At 71.1% G+C, this 20798-nt stretch carries 25 protein-coding genes and 1 pseudogene; 17 read left to right on the plus strand and 9 right to left on the minus strand.

The features are described from left to right. Positions 1–66: 66 nt before the first annotated feature. The 4 genes from JOD54_RS01890 to JOD54_RS01905 all read right to left on the minus strand — a co-directional run bounded on the left by JOD54_RS01890 (position 67) and on the right by JOD54_RS01905 (position 2091). On the minus strand, positions 67–1047 hold the full coding sequence (locus JOD54_RS01890) for an aldo/keto reductase (protein ID WP_204448891.1): 981 nt from the start codon (positions 1045–1047) through the stop codon (positions 67–69). After that, a complete protein-coding gene (locus JOD54_RS01895; protein WP_204448892.1) occupies positions 1044–1430 on the minus strand; it encodes a MerR family transcriptional regulator in 387 nt (128 codons plus the stop codon). Before JOD54_RS01895 ends, JOD54_RS01890 begins: the two co-directional genes overlap by 4 nt. A gap of 63 nt (positions 1431–1493) precedes the next feature. Beyond that, positions 1494–1874: a type II toxin-antitoxin system death-on-curing family toxin gene (locus JOD54_RS01900; RefSeq protein WP_204448893.1), complete on the minus strand. Its 381-nt coding sequence runs from the start codon at positions 1872–1874 to the stop codon at positions 1494–1496. Between the two features lie 10 nt (positions 1875–1884). Further along, positions 1885–2091 (minus strand): ribbon-helix-helix protein, CopG family, encoded by a 207-nt coding sequence (locus JOD54_RS01905; RefSeq protein WP_204448894.1) that lies wholly within the window; start codon positions 2089–2091, stop codon positions 1885–1887. Between the two features lie 63 nt (positions 2092–2154). Here JOD54_RS01905 and JOD54_RS01910 point away from each other — a divergent pair, with 63 nt between their 5' ends. Beyond that, a complete protein-coding gene (locus tag JOD54_RS01910; RefSeq protein ID WP_204448895.1) occupies positions 2155–2745 on the plus strand; it encodes a TetR/AcrR family transcriptional regulator in 591 nt (196 codons plus the stop codon). 103 nt (positions 2746–2848) lie between these two features. After that, positions 2849–2941 (plus strand): annotated as a pseudogene (locus JOD54_RS34935) (hypothetical protein); the annotation flags it as partial. 359 nt (positions 2942–3300) lie between these two features. Here JOD54_RS34935 and upp read toward each other — a convergent pair. After that, positions 3301–3924 (minus strand): uracil phosphoribosyltransferase, encoded by a 624-nt coding sequence (gene upp / locus JOD54_RS01920; RefSeq protein WP_204448897.1) that lies wholly within the window; start codon positions 3922–3924, stop codon positions 3301–3303. Positions 3925–4006: 82 nt separating this feature from the next. Between upp and JOD54_RS01925 the strand changes: the two genes are divergently transcribed. From JOD54_RS01925 to JOD54_RS01935, 3 genes are read left to right on the plus strand one after another with little or no spacing between them, the layout of a single operon-like run. After that, the gene (locus JOD54_RS01925) at positions 4007–4654 is read left to right on the plus strand and encodes a DUF1707 SHOCT-like domain-containing protein (protein WP_204448898.1); all 648 of its coding nucleotides are present in this window, start codon (positions 4007–4009) and stop codon (positions 4652–4654) included. Positions 4655–4709: 55 nt separating this feature from the next. After that, on the plus strand, positions 4710–5402 hold the full coding sequence (locus JOD54_RS01930) for a DUF433 domain-containing protein (RefSeq protein ID WP_204448899.1): 693 nt from the start codon (positions 4710–4712) through the stop codon (positions 5400–5402). Beyond that, a complete protein-coding gene (locus JOD54_RS01935; protein WP_204448900.1) occupies positions 5399–5851 on the plus strand; it encodes a PIN-like domain-containing protein in 453 nt (150 codons plus the stop codon). The genes JOD54_RS01930 and JOD54_RS01935 overlap by 4 nt, the downstream gene beginning before the upstream one ends. Here JOD54_RS01935 and JOD54_RS01940 read toward each other — a convergent pair. Next, entirely contained in the window at positions 5848–6492 is a 645-nt protein-coding gene (locus JOD54_RS01940; protein ID WP_204448901.1) for a TetR/AcrR family transcriptional regulator, read from the minus strand. The two genes, JOD54_RS01935 and JOD54_RS01940, sit on opposite strands and share 4 nt — an antisense overlap. 55 nt (positions 6493–6547) lie before the next feature. On the opposite strand from JOD54_RS01940, the gene JOD54_RS01945 reads away from it, so the two are divergent. The 6 genes from JOD54_RS01945 to JOD54_RS01970 all read left to right on the plus strand — a co-directional run bounded on the left by JOD54_RS01945 (position 6548) and on the right by JOD54_RS01970 (position 12518). Further along, the gene (locus JOD54_RS01945) at positions 6548–7162 is read left to right on the plus strand and encodes a DUF4386 domain-containing protein (RefSeq protein WP_204448902.1); all 615 of its coding nucleotides are present in this window, start codon (positions 6548–6550) and stop codon (positions 7160–7162) included. Continuing rightward, complete coding sequence (gene deoC, locus JOD54_RS01950; protein WP_204448903.1) at positions 7141–8076, plus strand: deoxyribose-phosphate aldolase; 936 nt, start codon at positions 7141–7143, stop codon at positions 8074–8076. The genes JOD54_RS01945 and deoC overlap by 22 nt, the downstream gene beginning before the upstream one ends. After that, positions 8077–9507, plus strand: coding sequence for an aldehyde dehydrogenase family protein (locus JOD54_RS01955; protein ID WP_204448904.1), 1431 nt, complete (start codon positions 8077–8079; stop codon positions 9505–9507). Next, positions 9500–10366 carry an aldehyde dehydrogenase family protein gene (locus tag JOD54_RS01960; protein WP_204448905.1) on the plus strand — a complete coding sequence of 289 codons (867 nt, stop codon included), beginning with the start codon at positions 9500–9502 and terminating at the stop codon, positions 10364–10366. The genes JOD54_RS01955 and JOD54_RS01960 overlap by 8 nt, the downstream gene beginning before the upstream one ends. Positions 10367–10541: 175 nt before the next feature. After that, the gene (locus JOD54_RS01965; protein WP_239573252.1) at positions 10542–11459 is read left to right on the plus strand and encodes a helix-turn-helix transcriptional regulator; all 918 of its coding nucleotides are present in this window, start codon (positions 10542–10544) and stop codon (positions 11457–11459) included. Positions 11460–11600: 141 nt separating this feature from the next. Then, positions 11601–12518, plus strand: a complete 918-nt coding sequence (locus tag JOD54_RS01970) for a dioxygenase family protein (RefSeq protein ID WP_204448906.1) — start codon at positions 11601–11603, stop codon at positions 12516–12518. Positions 12519–12623: 105 nt separating this feature from the next. Here JOD54_RS01970 and JOD54_RS01975 read toward each other — a convergent pair whose 3' ends face one another. Continuing rightward, a complete protein-coding gene (locus JOD54_RS01975; RefSeq protein WP_204448907.1) occupies positions 12624–13202 on the minus strand; it encodes a Fic/DOC family protein in 579 nt (192 codons plus the stop codon). Between the two features lie 65 nt (positions 13203–13267). Continuing rightward, a complete protein-coding gene (locus tag JOD54_RS01980) occupies positions 13268–13861 on the minus strand; it encodes a type II toxin-antitoxin system antitoxin SocA domain-containing protein (protein ID WP_204448908.1) in 594 nt (197 codons plus the stop codon). Between the two features lie 178 nt (positions 13862–14039). Here JOD54_RS01980 and JOD54_RS01985 point away from each other — a divergent pair, with 178 nt between their 5' ends. From JOD54_RS01985 to JOD54_RS02005, 5 genes are all read left to right on the plus strand, one after another. Next, positions 14040–14402: a hypothetical protein gene (locus tag JOD54_RS01985; RefSeq protein WP_204448909.1), complete on the plus strand. Its 363-nt coding sequence runs from the start codon at positions 14040–14042 to the stop codon at positions 14400–14402. After that, on the plus strand, positions 14399–15523 hold the full coding sequence (locus JOD54_RS01990) for a C40 family peptidase (protein ID WP_239573253.1): 1125 nt from the start codon (positions 14399–14401) through the stop codon (positions 15521–15523). The genes JOD54_RS01985 and JOD54_RS01990 overlap by 4 nt, the downstream gene beginning before the upstream one ends. A gap of 10 nt (positions 15524–15533) precedes the next feature. Next, entirely contained in the window at positions 15534–15944 is a 411-nt protein-coding gene (locus tag JOD54_RS01995) for a YbaB/EbfC family nucleoid-associated protein (protein WP_204448910.1), read from the plus strand. Then, on the plus strand, positions 15941–16600 hold the full coding sequence (locus tag JOD54_RS02000) for a YbaB/EbfC family nucleoid-associated protein (protein WP_204448911.1): 660 nt from the start codon (positions 15941–15943) through the stop codon (positions 16598–16600). Before JOD54_RS01995 ends, JOD54_RS02000 begins: the two co-directional genes overlap by 4 nt. Before the next feature lie 84 nt (positions 16601–16684). Further along, entirely contained in the window at positions 16685–17923 is a 1239-nt protein-coding gene (locus JOD54_RS02005; protein WP_204448912.1) for a SatS C-terminal domain-containing protein, read from the plus strand. 61 nt (positions 17924–17984) lie between these two features. Here JOD54_RS02005 and JOD54_RS02010 read toward each other — a convergent pair whose 3' ends face one another. Beyond that, positions 17985–19088 (minus strand): adenosine deaminase, encoded by a 1104-nt coding sequence (locus JOD54_RS02010; protein WP_204448913.1) that lies wholly within the window; start codon positions 19086–19088, stop codon positions 17985–17987. Positions 19089–19388: 300 nt separating this feature from the next. Here JOD54_RS02010 and JOD54_RS02015 point away from each other — a divergent pair, with 300 nt between their 5' ends. Then, positions 19389–20642 (plus strand): hypothetical protein, encoded by a 1254-nt coding sequence (locus tag JOD54_RS02015; RefSeq protein ID WP_204456016.1) that lies wholly within the window; start codon positions 19389–19391, stop codon positions 20640–20642. Positions 20643–20798: the final 156 nt, after the last annotated feature.

A 20798-nucleotide genomic window follows, 5' to 3' on the forward strand; every position in this document is an offset into this window, starting at 1 on the left:
GGGCGCCGACGGTGAGCGCACCGAGTCGGCGGGTGTCCAACTTGGACGTGTCCACTGTGGATCTCCTTACCTGCCGACGGCGCGCATCATGCCCGGCGCGTACCGGTCACCGGCGAACGCGTCGGCGGGGGCGGCGGCCTCGATGGCGGCGATGTCGGCTTCGGACAGTGCGGTGGTGGCGGCGGCGACGTTCTCCTCGAGGTAGGTCCGCCGCTTGGTGCCGGGAATGGGGACCACGTCGGCGCCCTGGGCCTGCACCCAGGCCAGCGCCAACTGGCCGGGGGTGACGCCGCGGTCGGCCGCGAGCGCGGCGATGGCGGCCACCACGGCCTGGTTTCGGTCGAGGTTGGCGGCGCTGAACCGGGGCAGGCTCGCGCGCATGTCACCCGCGCCGATCTGGTCTGCGGTGAGCTTGCCGGTGAACAGGCCGCGCCCGAGCGGGGAGAACGGCACGATGCCGATGCCCAGCTCGCGGCAGGTCGGCAGGATCTCGGCCTCGATGTCGCGGGTCCACAGCGACCACTCGCTCTGCAGCGCGGCGATCGGGTGCACGGCGTGCGCGCGGCGGATGGTGTCCGCGCCCGCCTCGGACAGTCCCAGGTGGCCGACCTTGCCCGCCGCGACCAGCTCGGCCATGGCACCCACGGTCTCCTCGATCGGGGTGTTCGGGTCGACCCGGTGCTGGTAGTACAGGTCGATGTGGTCGACGCCGAGCCTGCGCAGCGACGCCTCGACCTGCTCGCGGACGTAGGCGGCGTCACCGCGCACGGCCGGGCCGTCCGGGCCGCGGCCCGCGATGCCGAACTTGGTGGCCAGCACGACCTGGTCGCGGCGGTCCTTGATGGCCCGGCCGACCAGCTCCTCGTTGGCGCCGTCGCCGTAGACGTTGGCGGTGTCGAGCAGGGTCACGCCGAGTTCGAGGGCCCGGTGGACGGTGGCGATCGACTCCGCCTCGTCGCCGACGCCGTAGCCCTGGCTCATGCCCATGCAGCCCAGACCCTGCGCGCTGACGGTCAACGCGCCGAGCGCGCGGGTGGGGATGCTCATGCCGAGGCCTCCTGGATGTGCTCGGCGCCGAGGCACCGCTCGTAGTTGTCGATCTTGTAGTCCAGCACCTCGAGGCAGGAGCGCAGCTCGTCGATGCGCGCCCGCACGTCCTGGCGGTGCCGCTCCAGGATGCGTTTGCGCTGGCCGAAGGTGGTGCCGCCCTGGTGGCGGAGCCTGGCGTACTCGCGCATGAGCTTGATCGGCATCCCCGTGGTCCGCAACCGGGTCAGGAAGCCCAACCAGGCCAGGTCCTCATCGGAGTAGGCGCGCCTGCCACCGGAATCGCGCGCCGGTGGGTCGATGAGCTCGATGCGCTCGTAGTAGCGGAGGGTGTCGATCGAGAGCCCACTGCGGTGGGCCGCCTCGGCGATCGCGTACGTCACGCCCCTGACGGTAGAAGCTGGAGTGCGCTCCAGGTCAACCCGGTTCAGCCGGGTTTGGCGTGCTCAGGGCTTCGGCAGCGCCCACTCCCGCAGGTGCGCGGCCATTTTCGGCACTTCGACAGCACCGCGGCCGACCTCGCGGACCACCTCGAGCGCGGCATCGGTCTCGGCGTCGATCCACCAGCCGTTGAGGTCGCACATCGTGACCGCGGCGACCCAGCCCAACCGCCAGTTGCCCTCGGCGAGCGGGCGGGTGCGCACCACCGAGTCCAGCAACGCGGCCGCCTTGAGCCAGAGCGTGTCGTAGGCCTCGACGCCGAGCACCGTGGCCCGCGGCCGGTGCGCAGCGGAGTCGAGCAGCCCGAGGTCGCGCACCACCAGGTCACCCCCGGTCACGGCGGCGGCGAGCACCAACAGGTCACTGGCGTCGAGGTAGGCGGTCACCCGGAGATGATCACACGGGGTCCATCCGGTCGAGCAGGCCGCGGTAGCGCGGCAGCACCCGACCGAGCACCTCGTCGAGCTGCTCCTGCTTGTGCAGCCTGGCCCAGCGGTCGGCCAGCGCCAGGCGCAGCACCTCCTGCTTGGACCGGCCCTCGGCCTCGGCCAGCTCGTCGAGCCTGGCGTTGTCTTCCTCGGTCAACCGCAAGGTCATCGCCATGGTTGACCATGGTATCACCGCGGTACCACCCGTGACGGCGTTATGGAACGCTAGACTCCCCCGGTGCCCAGACCCAGGACGCACGACGAGGCGCTGCGGGTCCGCCTGCTCGACCGCGCGGGTGAACTCATCGCCACCGAAGGTGCCACCGCCCTCAGCCTGCGCCGCCTGGCCGCCGACGCGGGCACCTCCACCACCGCCGTCTACTCCCTCTTCGGCGGCAAACCCGGCCTGGTCCGAGAACTCTACGTCGAGGCCTTCCACCGCCTCGGCACCCGACTGCGCGCGGTCCCCACCACCGGCAGCCCCGCAGAAGACCTGGTCTTGCTGGGAATCGCCTACCGCGAAAGCGCCCTCGCCGACCCCCACCTGTACGGCGTCATGTTCAGCGGCGCCATCCCCGGCTTCGAACCGGACGACGAAGCCACAGCGCACTCCCGCGCCGCCCTGGCACCGCTGCTGGAGGTGATCACAGCAGGCGTGGAAGCAGGCGTCTTCCTCGACTCGGACGGCACCATGGCCGTCGGCTGCTGGGGAATCGTCCACGGCCTGGTGTCACTCGAACTCCTCGGAAACCTCCCCCCGGGCCTAGACGTGGCGGCGGCCTACGAGCGGGCCCTGCGCGCCAACACTTTGGGCTGGACCCGCCGGTAGTGATACGTCGGATGGGCTTTGGTATCACTCGCCGCCTCGACTAGGAGCTAGGTATCACTCCTGCCGCCGCCGGATGCCGCCCTTGACTCCGCAGTCTCCAACTATGCCTTCACAGTCGCGCACGTACTCCCACGACGCACACGCACTGCCTCCACTGATCACCACCGCATGCCTGCACTACCAGTTCGAGGCCATCCACCCGTTCGTCGACGGGAACGGTCAGGTCGGGCGGTTGCTCGCCTTCCTGTTGCTCGTCGAGCCGGATTCCTTCCACTGCCAGCCGCCTTCCGACACCAGTCGGGTGAACCTCATCGCCCCGCCGCCACCTCACCCAGGTGGCGGCTATCCACAACCCCTCCGGCCATCCACAGCATTTCGCGACCCCCCACCGCCTGCGCCACACCGGATAGACTGGCACCGGGGACGCCCCCCTGAGGTGCGGCGGGGGCTGAGGTGCGGCGGGGGCTGAGGTGCGGCGGGGGCTGAGGTGCGGCGGGGGCCGCGGAGTGGGGTCGATCGGGGTCGGGTGGCGTGTCGGCCGCATAGCTGGGTGGTCTAGACCGCGCCGTACTGGCGGTCGCCTGCGTCGCCGAGGCCGGGGACGATGAAGCCGGAGTCGTTGAGGCGTTCGTCGATGCTGGCGGTGACCAGGCGGACCGGGAGGTTGGCCTGAGCCAGGTGCTCGATGCCCTCGGGGGCGGCGAGGGCGCAGATGGCGGTGACGTCGGTGGCGCCGCGGTCGGTGAGCAGGCGGATGGTGTGGACCATGGAGCCGCCGGTGGCCAGCATCGGGTCGAGGACGAAGACCGGGCGGTCGGACAGGTCCTCGGGCAGCGACTCCATGTACGGGGTCGGCTTGAGGGTGTGCTCGTCGCGGGCGAGGCCGACGAAGCCCATCTGGGCGTCGGGGATGAGCTTGTGCGCCTGGTCGGCCATGCCCAGCCCGGCGCGCAGCACCGGCACCAGCAGCGGCGGGTTGGCCAGCCAGAAGCCGTCGGTGCGGGCGACCGGGGTGTGGATGCGCTCGGTGCGCAGCGGCGCGGTCCTGGTGGCCTCGTAGGTCAACATCACGGTCAGCTCGTGCAGCGCGGCGCGGAAGGTCGCGCTGTCGGTGCGCGCGTCGCGCATGACGGTGAGCCTGGCCTTGGCCAGCGGGTGGTCGACGGTGAGCACGTCCATGGCCGGACACGGTAGACCGGTCCGCTTAATCGCTGGTGGCGGCGTGCCCCTATCGGGGGTCGGTGGCGCTACCCTCGTGTCCGTGAGTGAGCAACCTCAACTCCCCGGACCGCAGGAGATGCGCGCGTCCAACACCGACCGGGAGCGATTCGCCAAGGTCCTGCACGACGCCATGGCCGAGGGCAGACTCACCGTCACCGAGCTCGAGGAGCGCCTCGACCAGGTCTACGCCGCGCGGACGTTCGGCGAACTGGAGCCGCTGGTCCGCGACCTGCCCAACCAGCAGCTGGTCGCCTACCAGTCCCCGCTGCCGCAACCGGCCCCCGCCACCCACCCCACCCGGGTCGGCGGCCGCGGCACCTCCTCCAGCGCGATCGCGATCATGTCCGGCTCCGAGCGCAAGGGCCCGTGGACGGTCCCGCCGACCTTCAACGCCGTCGCCCTCATGGGGGGCGTGGAGATCGACCTCACCCAGGCCACGTTCGAGGCGCAGGAAACCACCATCCAGGCCTTCGCCCTCATGGGCGGCATCGAGATCACCGTCCCCCCGGACGTCACCGTCTACGTCACCGGCTCCGGCTTCATGGGCGGCTTCGGCAACTCCGTCCGCACCCAGGGTCCCCCCGGCAGCCCCGTCGTCCGCATCACCGGCATGGCCATCATGGGCGGCGTCGACGTGTCCCCCACGAAGACCCCGAAGAAGAAGCACAAGGACATCGAAGAGGGCTGATCGCCCCTGTGAACAGATCGCTCCGATCAGGGGCGAAGTGTGCGATCGTGTCGCCATGGGTGATGTGGTACCCCTGCTCGATCGACCGGTCTACACCTATCCGCAGGTAGACCGGCTGCTGGCGTTGTCGACCGGCACCGCGGACCGCTGGTTCAACGGCTACGCCCGGCGCGGCGTGGCGCACCCGCCGATGCTCCGCCAGGAGAGTTCGAGATCCCGGTGGGTCACCTGGGGCGAGTTCGTCGAGGCGCGGTTGTTCGCTTCGTACCGCGACATCGACAAGATCCCGACGAGCAGGTTGCGCGCCTACACGGCCGAACTCCGCCGGGTCTTCGACGAGAGGTACCCGCTGGCGCATTCGGCGCCGTACGTCCGCCGCGAGGGGCGGCTGATGCTGTGGGAAGCGCAGCAGACCGCCGAACTCGGCGACGACTTCGCGGTCGAGGTGCGCACCGACCAGATCGTGCTCAGCCCGCTCACCGAGCAGTTCTACGACTCGGCGGACTTCGACGACAGGGGCACCGTCCACCGACTGCGGCCCGACGCCGACTTCCCCGACGTGTACCTCGACCCGCGGCGCCGCGGCGGCGAACCGACCATCGCCGGGCACAACGTCACGGTGGCCACAATCGCGAGCCTGATCCGCGGCGGCGAGCGCATCGGCGACATCGCCCAGTGGTACCGCCTCGACGACGAGCAGGTGCGCCAAGCCATCGGTTACGACGCAGTGCACCTGCGGATCGCATGAACAACGACGGCTGCGAGCCCACCATCGGCGACGTCCGGTACTTCGTCGATGAGAACCTCGCAGGCCTGGGTCTGAGCCTGATGCGGTTGCGAAGAGACATCGCGGTCGGGGGGTGGGGGCCGATAAGGCAGCTGGTCCCCGCCCTCGACGAGGACTGGATCCCGGTGGTCGCGGCCCACGGGTGGACAGTGATCACCAACGACAAGAAGCTCCGGACGCGGCCCAATGAGGCGGCGCTGACCAAGGCGCACCGGCTCCTTCATCTGACCCCGCCGGTCCGGGATGCCCCTCACTGGGAGTTCGCGAGGGTGCTGCTCAGGCACTGGGACACAGTGGAAGCGGTGGCTGGCGAAACCGGCCCGCTCTGGTTGGCGGTGAGCAAGCGAGGGTGCACGCGGAAGGCTTTCGCGCCTGGGCAGGTGGAGAGGATGCCGCCCGCTGATCGCTAGCCGGTGCCCACGCAGCCGTTGAGGAGGGTGCGGAGGGACCAGCGGAACTGCTCCTCTGTGTTCCACGTGGCCACGACCGGCCAGGTTTGGGCTGTCAGGGGGAGTACCTCGGGGTCGATCGTGACCGCTAGGCGGGCTGCGACGATGTCGGCTTCGGGGTGGCCGTTGAGGTCTGCGGCGGTAAGGGTGGCTGAGCCCAGGACGTGGACGATCACGGCGTAGGTGGAGCGGGCGGCTTGGGTTGGGGTTAGGCCTGCCCCTGTGAAGATGGCCAGTAGGCGTTCGCCGACCAGGGCTGAGGTGGGGCCGTCCATGGGGGCGGTGTGCAGCAACGCTGCCGCGCCTCTATGGGTCAAGAGCACACCTCTTAGAGCGCACGCGTAGTCCTCGATCCGGCGGCGCCAGGTGCGGCGGCCGGTGAGCAGGTCTGGGTCTGCCATTGCCAAGAAGCGGTCGACGAGCGCGCGTTCCATGGCGGCTCGGTCCGGCAGGTAGGTGTACAGCGTGTTCGGCCGGACCCCGAGGCGGGCGGCGACTCCTCTGATGGACGGGGCTTCGCCGTCGAAGAGGGCGAGGGCGGCGTCGACTATCTGGTCGGCGGAGAGGCTGCGTTTGGGTCCGGGTCGGGTCTTCTCTTCCACACCGCATCACTGTACAGTGCACAATATTGCACACCGTACAGAGATAGGAACCCCGATGCTCCTCCCCCTCTTGCTCGTCGCGGGCGCGGTCGGCGCCAACGTGGCCTTCATCGGCCTTGGCATGGTCTTCGACTACCCGGACGTCCTCGCGAAGCCGCCACAAGAGGCGCTGGACGCCTTCCACCAGAACCAGGTGGCAGTGTCCGTGCTGTTCTTACTGCTAGCCGCCAGCGCAGCCCTGCTCATCCCCATCTCTAAGAAGATGAACAAGCCCGACCTCATCGCTCTAGGCACAGCAGCGGCTCTAGTGCAGGTCATCGGACTTATGCGATGGCCGCTGATCGTGCCCTTCATCGACGACCCCGGCACGTTCAAGACACTGTCCACTGTGCTCGGTACCGTCATCGGCGAAACCCTCGGCTACGCGCTGACCGCCATCTGGACCGTCCGCGTCGCCCACTACTACGGCCTCAAGTTCCTCGCGTACCCCACCGCAGGCCTTGTCGCGCTCGGTGTCCTGATCCCGTTGGGCGTCCCCGGCACGGACATGGCCAACTTCATCGGGTACGTCCTCTACACGGTCTGGCTCATCGTGCTCGCGATCAGCGTGCGCCCAAGGTCCACCGAGAACCCCCTAGACTCGACCCCATGGGCGGCACGACAGAGTTGACCGACGTCACTCGGGACGAGGCGTCGCTGCGGCGGTTCCTGCACGGCTTGCCCGGTGTCGACGCAGTAGGACTTGAGCAGCGTAGTGCCGGTTTGGCCACGCGCAGCATCAAGAAGGCCAGCAAGCTGTGGGCCATAGACACCGCGATCAGCATGGTCGACCTGACCACGCTGGAGGGCGCGGACACCCCGGGCAAGGTCCGCTCCCTGTGCGCCAAGGCCCGCAGACCCGAAGAGGGCGTTCCCCCGGTCGCCGCGGTCTGCGTCTACCCCGACCTCGTCGCGACCGCGAAGGAGGCGCTGGGCGGCAGCGGCGTCAACATCGCCAGCGTCGCCACGGCCTTCCCGTCCGGCCGCTCCACCCTCAAGGTCAAGCTGATCGACACCGAGTTCGCCGTCGAGTCCGGCGCGACCGAGGTGGACATGGTGATCGACCGGGGCGCGTTCCTCGCGGGCCGCTACGGGCAGGTGTTCGACGAGATCCGCACCATCAAGGCGGCCTGCGGCGAAGCCCACCTGAAGGTCATCCTGGAGACCGGCGAGCTGGCCACCTACGACAACGTGCGCCGCGCGTCCTGGCTGGCCCTGCTGGCGGGCGGCGACTTCATCAAGACCTCCACCGGCAAGGTGTCCCCCGCGGCGACCCTGCCGGTCACCAACCTCATGCTCCAGGCCGTGCGCGACTGGCACGACCGCACCGGCGAGCACCGGGGCGTCAAGCCCGCGGGCGGCATCCGCACCACCAAGGACGCCATCCGCCACCTGGTCGCCGTGCACGAGGTCGCCGGCGCCGACTGGCTCACCCCCCGGCTGTTCCGCTTCGGCGCCTCCAGCCTGCTCAACGACCTGCTGATGCAGCGCCGCACCCAGCTCGACGGCCACTACAGCGGCCCCGACTACGTCACGGTGGACTAGATGAACTGGGAATACGCGCCTGCGCCCGAGTCGCGGGCGATCGCCAACCTCAAGCCGAGCTACCGGATGTTCGTCGACGGCGAGTTCGTCGAGGGGGCCGGTGAGCCGCTCAAGTCGGTCAACCCGGCCACCGAGGAGGTGCTGGCCGAGGTCAGCACCGCGAGCGCGGCCGACGTCGACCGCGCGGTCAAGGCTGCGCGGCGGGCGCACGACAAGACCTGGGGCCGGATGCCCGGTGCCGAGCGGGCTAAGTACATCTTCCGGATCGCCAGGATGGTCGCCGAGCGGGCGCGCGAGCTGGCGGTGCTGGAGTCGCTCGACAACGGCAAGCCGATCAAGGAGTCCCGCGACACCGACGTCCCGACGGCTGCAGCGCACTTCTTCTACCACGCGGGCTGGGCCGACAAGCTGGACTACGCGGGCTACGGCCCCGACCCGCGCTCGCTGGGGGTGGCGGGCCAGGTGATCCCGTGGAACTTCCCGCTGCTGATGGCGGCGTGGAAGATCGCACCGGCGCTGGCCTGCGGGAACACCGTGGTGCTCAAGCCTGCCGAGACGACCCCGCTGACCGCGCTGGTGCTCGCCGAGATCATCCAGCAGGCCGAGTTGCCGCCCGGGGTGGTCAACATCCTGCCCGGCGCCGGGGACGTGGGCGCGGAGCTGGTGAACCACGCAGGCGTGGACAAGGTGGCGTTCACCGGGTCGACCGAGGTCGGCAAGGTCATCCAGGCCGCGCTGGCGGGTACCGGCAAGAAGCTGACCCTGGAGCTGGGCGGCAAGGCGGCCAACATCGTCTTCGACGACGCCCCGCTGGACCAAGCGGTGGAGGGGATCGTCAACGGGATCTTCTTCAACCAGGGCCACGTGTGCTGCGCGGGGTCGCGGTTGCTGGTGCAGGAGTCGATCGCCGAGGAGCTGCTGGCCAAGCTGCACGCCAGGGTCACCACCCTGCGCGTGGGCGATCCGCTGGACAAGAACACCGACGTCGGCGCGATCAACTCCCGCGAGCAGCTGACCAAGATCACCGAGCTGGTGGCGTCCGGGGACCAGGAGGGCGCGCAGCGCTGGACCAGCCCGTGCCCGCTGCCGGACAAGGGCTTCTACTTCGCGCCGACGGTGTTCGCCAATGTCACCCAGTCCATGCGCATCGCCAGGGAAGAGATCTTCGGCCCGGTGCTGTCCGTGCTGACCTTCCGCACCCCCGACGAGGCGCTGGCGAAGGCCAACAACACCCCTTACGGCCTGTCCGCGGGCGTGTGGACCGAGAAGGGCTCACGCATCCTGTGGATGGCCGACCGGCTGCGCGCGGGCGTGGTGTGGGCCAACACGTTCAACCGCTTCGACCCGACCGCGCCGTTCGGCGGCTACCAGGAGTCGGGCTTCGGCCGCGAGGGCGGCCGGGCCGGGCTGGAGGCGTACCTCGATGTCTGACCGCGTGACGGTGTCCAAGACCTACAAGCTCTACCTGGGCGGGGCGTTCCCGCGCTCGGAGTCCGGCCGGACATACCCGGTCATCGACCACAAGGGCCGCTTCCTGGCCAACGCGGCGCAGGCGTCGCGTAAGGACCTGCGCGAGGCCGTAGTGGCCGCGCGCGGGGCGTTTGGCAAGTGGTCCGGGGCGACGGCCTACAACCGGGGCCAGGTGCTCTACCGGGTCGCCGAGGTGCTCGAGGGCAGGCGGGAGCAGTTCGCCGAGGAGGTCGCCGCGGGCGAGGGAGTGCCCGCGCGGCGGGCCCAAGCGCTGGTGGACGCGGCGGTGGACCGCTGGGTCTGGTACGCCGGGTGGACCGACAAGATCGCGACCGTGCTGGGTGCGGCGAACCCGGTCGCCGGGCCGTACTTCTCGTTCTCGGTGCCGGAACCGACCGGGGTGGTCGGGGTGCTCGCGCCGCAGAAGTCCTCCCTGCTGGGGTTGGTGAGCGTGCTGGCCCCGGTGCTGGCCGTCGGCGCGACCGCGGTCGTGGTGACCAGCCAGGACCGGCCGCTGCCCGCGATCACCCTCTCGGAGGTGCTGGCGACCTCGGACGTGCCCGGTGGCGTGGTGAACCTGCTGACCGGGCACACCGCGGAGCTGGCCCCGTGGCTGGCCTCGCACGCCGACGTCAACGCCCTCGACCTCACCGGCGCGCCCGCCGAGCTGCGGACCGACCTGGAGAAGGCGGCCGCGGGCACGGTGAAGCGGGTGCCGAGGGTGCAGGCGACCGAGCCGGACTGGACCGAGCGGCCCGACGTCAAGCGGCTGCGGGCCTGGGTGGAGACCAAAACCGTGTGGCATCCCACGGGGGTCTAGTCCTGGTTGGGATGCCCCTGTCCTGTTTGCCGCGAGCACCCCGCGTGCCATCCCACGGGGGTCTAGTCCTGGTTGGGATGCCCCTGTCCTGTTTGCCGCGAGCACCCCGCGTGCCATCGTGGTACCCGCGATCATTGGTCTGGACCTTTGTCCGGGTGAGCGAGGGGATCGGGACATGCGCGGGAGCACCGTCTTACCCGGCACGCCGTGCAGGCAGCCACGCGCGGGCGAACTGCCCATGCACCGCCTGGAGATCTCCGCGCCGACCGCGCTGCCGTTCGTGGTCGGCACCTTCGAGCAGGTCGGCCCGCTGTCGCAGGCGACGTTCCCGCACCGGCACACGTTCTACGAGATCGTGCACGTCACCGGCGGTACCGGCACCCACGTGCTGGACCTGCAGCGGTTGCCGCTGCGCCCGCCGCACCTGTGCGTGATCACCCCCGGTCAGGTGCACCACTGGGAGGACCTGCGCGACCTGCGCGGGTCGGTGGTCCTGTTCACCGACGACTTCCTGCTCGACCACCCCGCCGACCGCGACCGGCTGCGCAGGCTCGGCGAGCGGCCGTGGACGACGCTGAGCGACGAGGAGGACGCGGGCACCACCCGGCTGCTGGCGGAACTGGCCGCGGAGTTCCAGCATGCCGCCGAGGACAGCCACTCGGTGCTGCGGGCCCTGCTGCACGTGCTGGTCGTGCGCGCGGGCAGGCTCCCGCTGACCCCTGGCGCCGCGCCGCAGGTCCCGCCGAGGGCCGGGTCGGTCGCCGACGAGTTCAGCAGGCTGAGCAGCCGGGTCGACCTGGACCTGTGGTCGGTGCGGGCCTACGCCGAGCACATCGGCGTCACCCCCGGCTACCTCACCGAGGCGGTGAAGGCCGCGACCGGCCGCACCCCGTCGGAGTTGGTCAGGCAGTCGCGCGCCGCGGAGGCCAAACGGCTGCTGGCGCGCACCGACCTGACCGTGCGGCAGGTCGGTGCGCGGATCGGTTTCGCCGACGCGGCGTATTTTTGTCGGTTTTTCCGCCGCGAGGCCGGGGTCAGCCCCGGCGATTTCCGCAGGCGCGGCGAGTCGGCGAATGGAGCAGACGGTGAATGACGAACGTGTGAATGGCCCCAACAGTGGTAACAGGCACCCTGAGATTCACCACGTCCGGCCGAGTGAGTCCATCGTCGCCACCGATTCCCGAACGTAGGTTCGTGTTCATTCCCCGGCGCCCCCCACCAAAAGGAGCTAGGCATGGACGCGCCCCTGCACGGCGACGACGGCACCAACGAGGTACAGCCACCGGCTGACAAGGGCATCAGCCGCAAGGCGGTGCTGCGCGCGGCGCTGGCCGCCGGTGTGGCCGCCCCGATCGCGCTGGTCGGTGTTCCCGCGCTCGCCCGCACCAAGGCCGAAGAGGCCGCGAACGGCACCCTGCTCGAACTGACCCCCGACTGCAGCGACGGCGACGCGCCGACCATCGCGCAGACCGAGGGCCCGTACTTCAAGCCGGGTTCGCCGCAGCGCACCTCGCTGATCGAGCCGGGCTACCCCGGCACCCCGCTGACCGTCACCGGCTACGTGTTCGGCCGCAACTGCCAGCCGCTGGCCAACGTGCTGCTGGACTTCTGGCAGGCCGACAACGGTGGCAACTACGACAACACCACCTACCGCTTCCGCGGCCACCAGTACACCGACGCGACCGGCAAGTACACCCTCACCACGATCGTGCCCGGCCTCTACCCCGGCCGCACCCGGCACATCCACATGAAGGTGCAGAACCCCGGCGGCCGCATCCTCACCACGCAGACGTACTTCCCCGGTGAGCCGCGCAACAACACCGACACCATCTACGACCCGCGGCTGCTGATGAACGTCCGCACCGTGGGCAACGGCAAGGAGGCGTCGTTCGACTTCGTCCTCAACGTCACCGGGCCGACCACCACCACCCGCCCCACCACGACGACCACCCGCCCGACCAACTCGACGACCACCAACCCGACGACCACCACGACCACCGGGTCCCCCGGCGGCACGTGGGCCGCGGGCACCAACTACGCGGCGGGCGCCAAGGTCACCTACGGCGGCGTGAGCTACACCTGCCTGCAGGGCCACCAGGCCCAGCCCGGCTGGGAGCCGCCGAACGTGCCCGCCCTGTGGCGCGTCGGCTAGTCCCGTTCCACCGGCCTCGGTAGCCCTGTGCCGAGGAACCCGTGCCCCGGCGGTCCACACCGCCGGGGCACCGGCACATCTACACCGCTCGGGGCACCGGCACGTCTAGGCCCTGCCGACCAGCGCGACCGCGAACTGGTCGGCCAGCGTGTCGAGTTCGCCCACCATCGCCGCCACGCACCCCACCAGGTACCGCTCGCGGTCGAGCCTGCCGAAGTCGACCCGCCATCCGGCGAAGAGGGCCAACTGCCGGAAAAAGGCTCTTTGAGTCCGGCCATTGCCTTCGCGGAACGGGTGGACGACGTTGATTTCGGCGAAGAAGTAGGTGAACCGCGCCAGGAAGTCCGGCAGTTCCAGACCACCGAGAAACCGCTCCGCGCGGAGCTTGCCGAACAAGTCGTCCAACGCGGGTTCGACGTGCCGCCAGTGCGCGAAAGGGGACCCGCCCCTGGCCAGGTCGACGCGCCGGGGTTGCCCGGCCCACGCGTAGACGTCGCCGAAGAGGTGCCGGTGGAAGGCGCGCAGGTGGTCGGTGTCGTAGCCACCCGGCAGCGGGAAGCGCTTGAGTTCCTCATCGCGCAGGAAGGCCAGGTCGCGCTCGGCTTCAGCGAGGACGGCGGCGTCGGTGAGGTCGTGGATGTTGCGCAGGACCCCGGTGGCGGGGTCGACGTACGGGTCGGTCACGTGCGCGGCCCACTGGGGCGCGGCGGGGATAACACCCGGGGTTCTTCCTTGTGCTTCGGGCTGGGTCAGGCGGTCTTGAGCAGCTGGCGCAACCGCCGTTGCACGGCGTCGTCGGTGGTGATGGCCCCGCTGGCGACCTCGGCGCAGGCCGCGACCGCGCTGTCGGAGACCTCCAGCCCCTCCAGGTGCGCGCTGGCCTTGGCCTCGGCGACCGCGGTGGCCGGGTCGGTGATCATCCTGCCGAAGAAGCGGGCCATCACCGCCTCCGACACCCTGGCCGAGCTCGGCGCCGAGTCCGGCAGGTCGCCCCGCGCCGAGCGCCAGGGCTCCTCTTCGTGGGTCATCGCGCTGAGCTGGTGGCGGTCGAAGCAGCCGTAGCGGTCGACGACGGTGGCGACGAGGTCGGCGTCGGCCGCGCTGAGCCTGCCGCCGTCACCGCCGGGCCAGCCCTCGACCTCCCTGGTCCCCTCGTGCCGGTGGTACACCTCCGGCACCACGGGTCCCGCGGTCCATGCCTCGATGCGGTTGGGGAACAGCGGTTCGCCGGTGCGACCCAGGTGCCAGCCCTGGGTGTAGTAGAGCAGCTTCTGCAGCTTCATCGGCGACTCCGGACCGGTCCGGTCCAGGATGGCGGCCACCACGTCGTGCACAGACGCCACGCCATGCTCCTCAGCTCGGTGTTCGCCTCCCATCATACCGCCTGCGACCCCCGTCACCCCGGGTTGTGGACAACTCCGCCCGCCCGGTCGCGGGGTTGTCCTAACCTGGTCCGGCAGTCAGGGGAGCCGATCGCGTCCGGTGTACGTCCAAGCGGTCGCGGCGGGAGAGGGGAGAGCCATGGGCGGGGAGTCCGACGCGGGCGAGCGGGTGGTGACCTCGGGGTACCGGGGTGAGGAAGACGCCTTCCAGGCCTACACGACCGGGGTCCGGCCGCTGGCCGAGCAGCTGCGCGAGTCGGCGGAGCGCGGCCTGGCCGGGCCGGGTGCCTTCGACGAGCACGCCTTCTCCAAGATCGGCAGCGAGGTCGGCCTGGCGCACGCGCTGCGCACGGCCACCCAGCGCCAGCTCGACGGCGCCCGCGGCCTCGCCGACAGCCTCGGCGGCACCGTGGACGCGGTGCGCAACACCTGGGCGAACCTGGAGGCCACCGAGCAGGACTCGGGGGCGGCGGTGCGCCGCGCGGCGGGTGAGCTCACATGACCGCCTCCGTGCGCGACCTGCTGGAGCCGATGGTCCAGCCCGCCGCGACCGCCCAGCGCCACCTGGCCACCGACGACGACGCCGTCGACCGCCTCGGGCAGGCGCACGGCGCCATGAGCACCACCTTCGCGACCGTCGACGAGGACGCCACCCGCTACGCCGGTTCGCTGCGCGAGGGCTGGACCGGCCAGGGGTCGGCCCGCCACCAGCAGGACGTCCTCGTGCAACAGGCCGCGGGGGCCGAGCTGGGCCAGTACAGCGCCGAGGTGCAGCGGGCGGTGCACGACGCCGCGGCGATCCTCAAGGTCGGCCAGCGGACCAACCAGGCGCAGATCGACGAGTTCAACCGGGTGGCCGCGGGCCTGCTCCAGACTGCGGCCGCGCTGCGGCGCGCGGGCGACCCGGCTGGCGCGCAGCAGAAGCTCACCGAGCTCGCCCAGTACGCCTCCCGGCTCACCGGCGACACCTCGCAGAACCTGGAATCGGTGATGACCCAGCTCTCCGGGGTCGTCACCCAGCTCACCGGCGGCGCTGGCTCGACCTCGGCCGCGAGCGCGCCGGTCACCGCGCCCCCTCCGCCCGCCTCGTACAACCAGCACCAAGGCGGCGGTGGTGGCGGGGGCGGTGGAGGCGGCGGCTACGCGGGAGGTGGCGGCGGCGGGGGCGGCGGGGGCCGGGTCACCAAGCGGCGGTTGCCGGTCGCGATCCCGCCGCAGCCGGGCTCGGGGGTGGCGATCAACCTGCCGGACGGCAGCACGGTCATGGCCCCGAACGAGACCGCGGCCCGCGCCGTGCGCGCCGCGCTGAGCCAGCTGGGCGTCCCGTACGTCTGGGGCGGCACGGCCCCCGGGGTGGGGCTCGACTGCAGCGGCCTGACCCAGTACGCCTACGGCGAGGGCGGGCTGGACATCCCGCGCACCTCACGCGAGCAGGACATCGGCGCCGAGGTGCCCTCCGCGGACCAGTTGCTCCCCGGCGACCTGGTCTGCTGGGAGGGCCACGTCGCGATGTACATCGGCAACGGCCAGATCGTCGAGGCGGGCGACCCGGTGCAGGTGGGTCCACTGCGCACCACCAACTCGGGGATGCCGTTCGTGGGCTTCTACCGCCCGACCGGCTGACAGGAGCCCCGTGGAGATCGACATCGACTACGAGCTGGACGCGGTCAGCAGGCGCGTCCAGCGGACCGAGGAGCAGGCCGGGGCCCGGCTGGACCGGGTCGGCCCGATCACCGGTCAGGCGGGCGACGGCGCCGTCGGCGTCGAGGTCCGGCCGGGCGGGCAGCTCTCCCGGGTCCAGCTGACCCCGGCGGCCCTCGCGGGCGGCGCCGAGCAGCTGGCGGCCCGGATCATGGCGCTGACCGAGCAGGCCACCCGGCGGGCGGGCGCCGCGATGCACCAGGCGCTGGCGCCGGTGCTGGGACCGGACGGGGAGAAGCACCTGGCCTCGCTGGGCTACGAGCCGCTCGACCACGACGCCGAGGACGCCGCCGACACCGTGTTCGACAGCCCGCTCGGCCCGCAGCGCAGGCCCCGCCGATGACCGAGCGCGTGCCGGTCGAGCGCAGCACCCGGCAGCTGATCGACGACGGCCGGGCCCGCCAGGAGGCGATGGCGGGCGTCGACGAGGTGCTGGCCTCGGTCACCGGCACGGCCTACGACGAGTACGGCAGCGTCCGGGTCACCGTGGACGGTCGGGGGAAGCTGCTGGACCTGTGGCTGCGCCAAGACGCCGTCCGGTGGGGACCGCAGCGCCTCGGCGAACTCATCGTCGCGGTGTCGGACGCGGCGCTGGCCCAGGCCACCCAGGCGGGCTACAACAAGCTTGGCCCGATCCTCGGCGACTCGATGACCCACGCGATCGAGGTGCTGTCCGGTCGAGCCGCTCCGGCGCGCCGCGACACGGGCCCCGGCATCACCGCGGAAGAGTTCCAACGCAGACGCGATGAGCGGATGCACGCGCAGCAGGGCGGTCCGCGCGCCGACGAGGACGGTGAAGTCCCGACTGGACAGTGGGCGCCCGGTGCGGGAACCATTGGCGGGCAAGCACATCCGGCACCCGGGGGGACAGCGCCGAGCGCGGCGCGCGGGGCGGACGAGCGGGCGGGTGACGGGCGCGGACCGGCCGGGGCCGACGACGGCTTCGACCCGGACGACCCGCTCGCGTTCGACCTGTCCTCCCTACGTTCCGACCGGTGATCCGCACCCCGTAGGCTGCCGACGCGCCGCGCGGGTGTGCGCGCGCACCGTACGCCGATGGCTGCGCGACCAGGAGGACCTCCAATGGCCCAGGACATCGTCCCGATCGAGCTGGGGCTGCCGCAGGGTGACGTCGTCACGCTGTGGGCACCGCGGTGGCGGGAAGACGGTGAGGAGTGGGAGGCGTTCCTCGGCCACGAGGACGACCTCTACGCCTTCCCCGACGCCGCGCACCTGGCGGCGTTCGTGCGCACCACCAGCGAGCACGACCTGTCCGACCACCCGGCGTGGCACCTGGTGCCCGCGCTGTCGGTGGCCGAGCTGATGCCCGACGAGGACCACCAGTTCGACCTGGTGGGCGTGCCGGAGCTGGTGGCGGAGGAGCCCGACACGTGGACCGTCGGCGAGCTCGCCGACATCGTCGGGATCGTGCGCGCGCTGGCCGACGTGTGCGAGCTCGACGAGGTGCACGAGGTGCTCAACTCCGCCGACGGGTTCTCCGTGCTCGAGCAGGGCACCTTCCCGTTCACCGGCCGCGACGGCGAGCGGCTGTGGACCGACATGGCCGAGACCATCTCCGAGCGCTGGGACGAGGTGCTCGACGCGCTGGACTCGGTGGTGACCGTTCCGGACGTGGACGAGACCGCCCTGGAGAAGAGCGCCGAGGAGCTCGCCGCGTTCCACGCCGAGGCCGCTGAGGCCGAGGCCGCCGACGGCGAGGACATCGAGCCGGTGGACACCGAGGAGACCGAGGCCGAGGCGGCCCCGGTCGGCTTCTGGGGTGAGGTCGGCATCGACCCCATCAAGATCATCACCGGTGGCTCGGAGTACTACACGCTGCGCTGCTACCTCGACGACGAGCCAGTGTTCCTCGGCCGCGAAGGCAAGATCGACGTGGCCACCTCGGCACGCGGGTTGGCCAAGCTGCTGGCCACCACCGACCTCAGCGACAACGACCTGACCGAGGTCTCCACCTGGGACGAGGTCGCGATCAAGGCGACCGACGGCAGCCTCGAGATCACCGTGGACGCGGACAACACCTACGTCCTGGAGGGGCTGGGCGACGACCTCGGCGACGGCGTCGACGCGGTCGACCCGGTGCAGCTGGACCTGGCCGTCGAGCTGCTCAACGACGCGGCCGACTGGGCTGGCGACGAGTCGGTGGCCGCGGCGCTCAACCAGTCCGAGTCGCTGGGCTGGCTGGTCAGCTTCATCCTCGCCCCGGACCCGACCCGCTTGGCGCCGAGCGCGCCGTTCGCCGACGAGGCGGCCAAGTGGAACAAGCTGGTGCAGGACCTGCAGGACCGACTCACCGAGCGCTGATCTCTTCACACGAAGGGGGCCACCCGCGCGGGTGGCCCCCTTCGTCGTCCACACCCGACGGTCAGTCGGTGCCGAGCAGCTTCGCGTACCCGGGCTTGATGGTGTTGTCGATGATGTCCAACCGCTGCTCGAAGTCGATGAACGCCGACTTCATCGCGTTGATGGTGAACCAGCGCAGGTCGGCCCAGCCGTAGCCGAAGGCCTCGACGAGGGCGGCCATCTCGCTGCTGACCGTGCAGCCGCTCATCAGCCGGTTGTCGGTGTTGATCGTGACCCGGAAGCGCAGCTCGGTGAGCAGCCCGATCGGGTGTTCCGCGATCGAGGTCGCCGCGCCGGTCTGCAGGTTCGACGTCGGGCACATCTCCAGCGGGATGCGCCGGTCGCGCACGTAGGCGGCCAGCGGGCCGAGCACGACGCCGTCCGGGGTCACCTCGATGTCGTCGACGATCCGCACGCCGTGCCCGAGCCGCTCGGCGCCGCAGTGCTGGATCGCCTCCCAGATGGACGGCAGCCCGAACGCCTCACCGGCGTGGATGGTGAAGTGCGCGTTCTGCTGGCGCAGGAACTCGAACGCGTCGAGGTTGCGGGTGGGCGGGAAGCCCGCCTCCGGCCCGGCGATGTCGAACCCGACCACCCCGGCGTCGCGGTGCCGCACGGCGAGGTCGGCGATCTCCAGCGACCGCGCGTTCTGCCGCATCGCGCACAGCAGGGTCCCGATCCGGATCACCCGGCCCGCCTCGGCGGCGCGCCGCTCGCCCTCGCGGAAGCCCGCTTGAACGGCGTTCACGATCGTGTCGAGGTCGAGCCCGCGTTCGGTGAACAGCTCCGGCGCATACCGCACCTCGGCGTACACGACTCCATCCGCAGCAAGGTCCTCTGCGCATTCGGCTGCCACCCGAACGAGTGCATCTTCGTGCTGCATGACACCGCAGGTGTGCGCGAAGGTCTCCAGGTACCGCACCAGCGACCCGGAGTCGGCGGCGTCGCGGAACCACTGGCCCAGGACGACCGGGTCGGTCGCGGGCAGCGCGTCGTAGCCGGACGCGGCGGCCAGTTCGATCACCGTAGCGGGGCGCAGACCCCCGTCGAGGTGGTCGTGGAGCAGGACTTTCGGGGCTTGGCGGAGGGTGTCGGCGGTCAGCGGCACCGGCTGGGAGGCGGCCATGGCGATCACGGTACCCAGGCCCGACCCTCCACCCGATCGGGTAGCCGGGTGGTCACGTAAGGTGGGTCCAGCTGTCCGCGTACCGCTGGATGGCCGTCGACCGATCGGGCTAATCCGACGTGTCGAGACCGACGTACGAGCCACGGGTGGTGTATGGACGCGTTCTGGGACTGGCTAGGCTCCCCTGCGTCCGCCCCAACTCCGAGCGCTGGCCCATCTCCCAGCCCCGTCCCCTCTCCCCTCCCCAGGACGAAGGTCACCTCCGTGAACGAAAACAATCCCACGGTGTCGTTCGACCGGATGCGCAACATGCTCACCCGCGCGGCCGAGATCCGAGAGAGCGAACAGCAGCAGATCTTCGACGCGCTCGACGAGATCCACGCCAGGCTGGCCCCGCTGGAGTCGATCGGCTCGGTGCGCAAGCGGCTCTCGGAGATGCCCGACCGCACCGAGGTCGGCGTGCTGGCCGAGCGGCTGGACGAGGCGATGACCAAGCTCGACGCGCAGGACGCGGCGATCGCGGCCATCGGGCGCGCGGTGGAGAGCATCGTGGACAAGCTGGCGACCCCGTTCGCGCAGCTCGACGGCAGGCTCGACGGGGTGGCGGGCCGGTTCGAGGGCGTGGCGGGCCGGATGGACGGCCTCGAGGACAAGCTGGCCAGCATCCACCGGCGCATCGACGAGCTCGACGGGCACCTGGACAAGCAGGACAACCGGCTCGAGCAGCTGCCCGGCTCGGTGCACGGCCCGGTGCGGGAGCGGATCGAGATCCTGGAGACCGCGCTGCGCGGGCGCATCGACGAGGTCGACGAGGGCGTGCACGAGCACCTCGACGGCACCAAGGACGCGCTGGCCAGGGCGGTCGGCGAGCAGTCGGACGCGATCCGGGTGGCGGTCACCGAGTCCGGCACCTCGGTGCGCGGCGCGGTCGACGAGTCGACGAACGCGCTGCACGGCCGGTTCACCGAGACCTCGGATTCCTTGCACGGCAAGCACGACGCGGCTGCCGCGGCCATCGCGGACCTGCGCGGCGCCGTCGGCGAGTCGCGCGACGCGGTGCACGGTCGCCTCGACGAGGCCACCGGCGCGCTGCAGGACGCGCTGCGCGAGACCAAGGAGACCGTCGACGCGAGCGACCGCCTGGAGTCGCTGGCGCAGCGGCTGGAGAAGGTCACCGCCCGCCTCGACGAGATGGCGACCCGGCTGGACACGGTCGAGGACGGCTTCACCGAGCGCCTGGGTGAGCTGGGCGGCGCCATCGAGCGCGGCCTGAGCAAGGTCGAGGGCACGCTGTCGCACCGCCCCGACGCGGACTCGGTGGAGTCGCTGGTCAAGCGCGGCAACGACGAGTCGGTCCGCCGCATCGGCGGCCACCTGGACGAGGCCATGGCCACCTTCGCCGAACTCATGCTCGGCGGCGGCCAGCCCACCCCGCCCCCGCCGACCACCCTCCCCCGCCAGGGCACCCGCCGCCGCTCCAACGGCAAGGGTGTGGTCCCCGCCGACAAGCGCGACGACAACGCCGACGACAGCGACATCGCCGCAGGCGCCTAAGAGCCGTTGATGGGGTCGCCCTCTCGCGGGCGACCCCATCGGTATCTCGCGCGGCTACCGGTTCCTTCGTGACGACCGGGAAGCGCTGGAATGTGTTGAGGGCAAGGAACGCCGCGACAGCGACAAAGCCACCGATCGCGGCGAGCCCGCCGCGAT

Source organism: Actinokineospora baliensis, from assembly GCF_016907695.1.
Classification (GTDB): Bacteria; Actinomycetota; Actinomycetes; order Mycobacteriales; family Pseudonocardiaceae; genus Actinokineospora; species Actinokineospora baliensis.

Excerpts from the sequence above, each read along its gene's own strand:
- upp (WP_204448897.1), bottom strand. The coding sequence starts at position 3,924 with ATGGACGTGCTCACCGTCGACCACCCGCTGGCCAAGGCCAGGCTCACC.
- JOD54_RS02015 (WP_204456016.1), top strand. The coding sequence starts at position 19,389 with ATGCGCAACATGCTCACCCGCGCGGCCGAGATCCGAGAGAGCGAACAG.
- JOD54_RS01945 (WP_204448902.1), top strand. The coding sequence starts at position 6,548 with ATGCTCCTCCCCCTCTTGCTCGTCGCGGGCGCGGTCGGCGCCAACGTG.
- JOD54_RS01990 (WP_239573253.1), top strand. The coding sequence starts at position 14,399 with ATGACCGCCTCCGTGCGCGACCTGCTGGAGCCGATGGTCCAGCCCGCC.
- JOD54_RS01960 (WP_204448905.1), top strand. The coding sequence starts at position 9,500 with ATGTCTGACCGCGTGACGGTGTCCAAGACCTACAAGCTCTACCTGGGC.
- JOD54_RS02005 (WP_204448912.1), top strand. The coding sequence starts at position 16,685 with ATGGCCCAGGACATCGTCCCGATCGAGCTGGGGCTGCCGCAGGGTGAC.
- JOD54_RS01955 (WP_204448904.1), top strand. The coding sequence starts at position 8,077 with ATGAACTGGGAATACGCGCCTGCGCCCGAGTCGCGGGCGATCGCCAAC.
- JOD54_RS01890 (WP_204448891.1), bottom strand. The coding sequence starts at position 1,047 with ATGAGCATCCCCACCCGCGCGCTCGGCGCGTTGACCGTCAGCGCGCAG.
- JOD54_RS01970 (WP_204448906.1), top strand. The coding sequence starts at position 11,601 with ATGGACGCGCCCCTGCACGGCGACGACGGCACCAACGAGGTACAGCCA.
- JOD54_RS02000 (WP_204448911.1), top strand. The coding sequence starts at position 15,941 with ATGACCGAGCGCGTGCCGGTCGAGCGCAGCACCCGGCAGCTGATCGAC.
- JOD54_RS01930 (WP_204448899.1), top strand. The coding sequence starts at position 4,710 with ATGGGTGATGTGGTACCCCTGCTCGATCGACCGGTCTACACCTATCCG.
- deoC (WP_204448903.1), top strand. The coding sequence starts at position 7,141 with ATGGGCGGCACGACAGAGTTGACCGACGTCACTCGGGACGAGGCGTCG.
- JOD54_RS02010 (WP_204448913.1), bottom strand. The coding sequence starts at position 19,088 with ATGGCCGCCTCCCAGCCGGTGCCGCTGACCGCCGACACCCTCCGCCAA.
- JOD54_RS01905 (WP_204448894.1), bottom strand. The coding sequence starts at position 2,091 with ATGGCGATGACCTTGCGGTTGACCGAGGAAGACAACGCCAGGCTCGAC.
- JOD54_RS01935 (WP_204448900.1), top strand. The coding sequence starts at position 5,399 with ATGAACAACGACGGCTGCGAGCCCACCATCGGCGACGTCCGGTACTTC.
- JOD54_RS01985 (WP_204448909.1), top strand. The coding sequence starts at position 14,040 with ATGGGCGGGGAGTCCGACGCGGGCGAGCGGGTGGTGACCTCGGGGTAC.
- JOD54_RS01965 (WP_239573252.1), top strand. The coding sequence starts at position 10,542 with ATGCGCGGGAGCACCGTCTTACCCGGCACGCCGTGCAGGCAGCCACGC.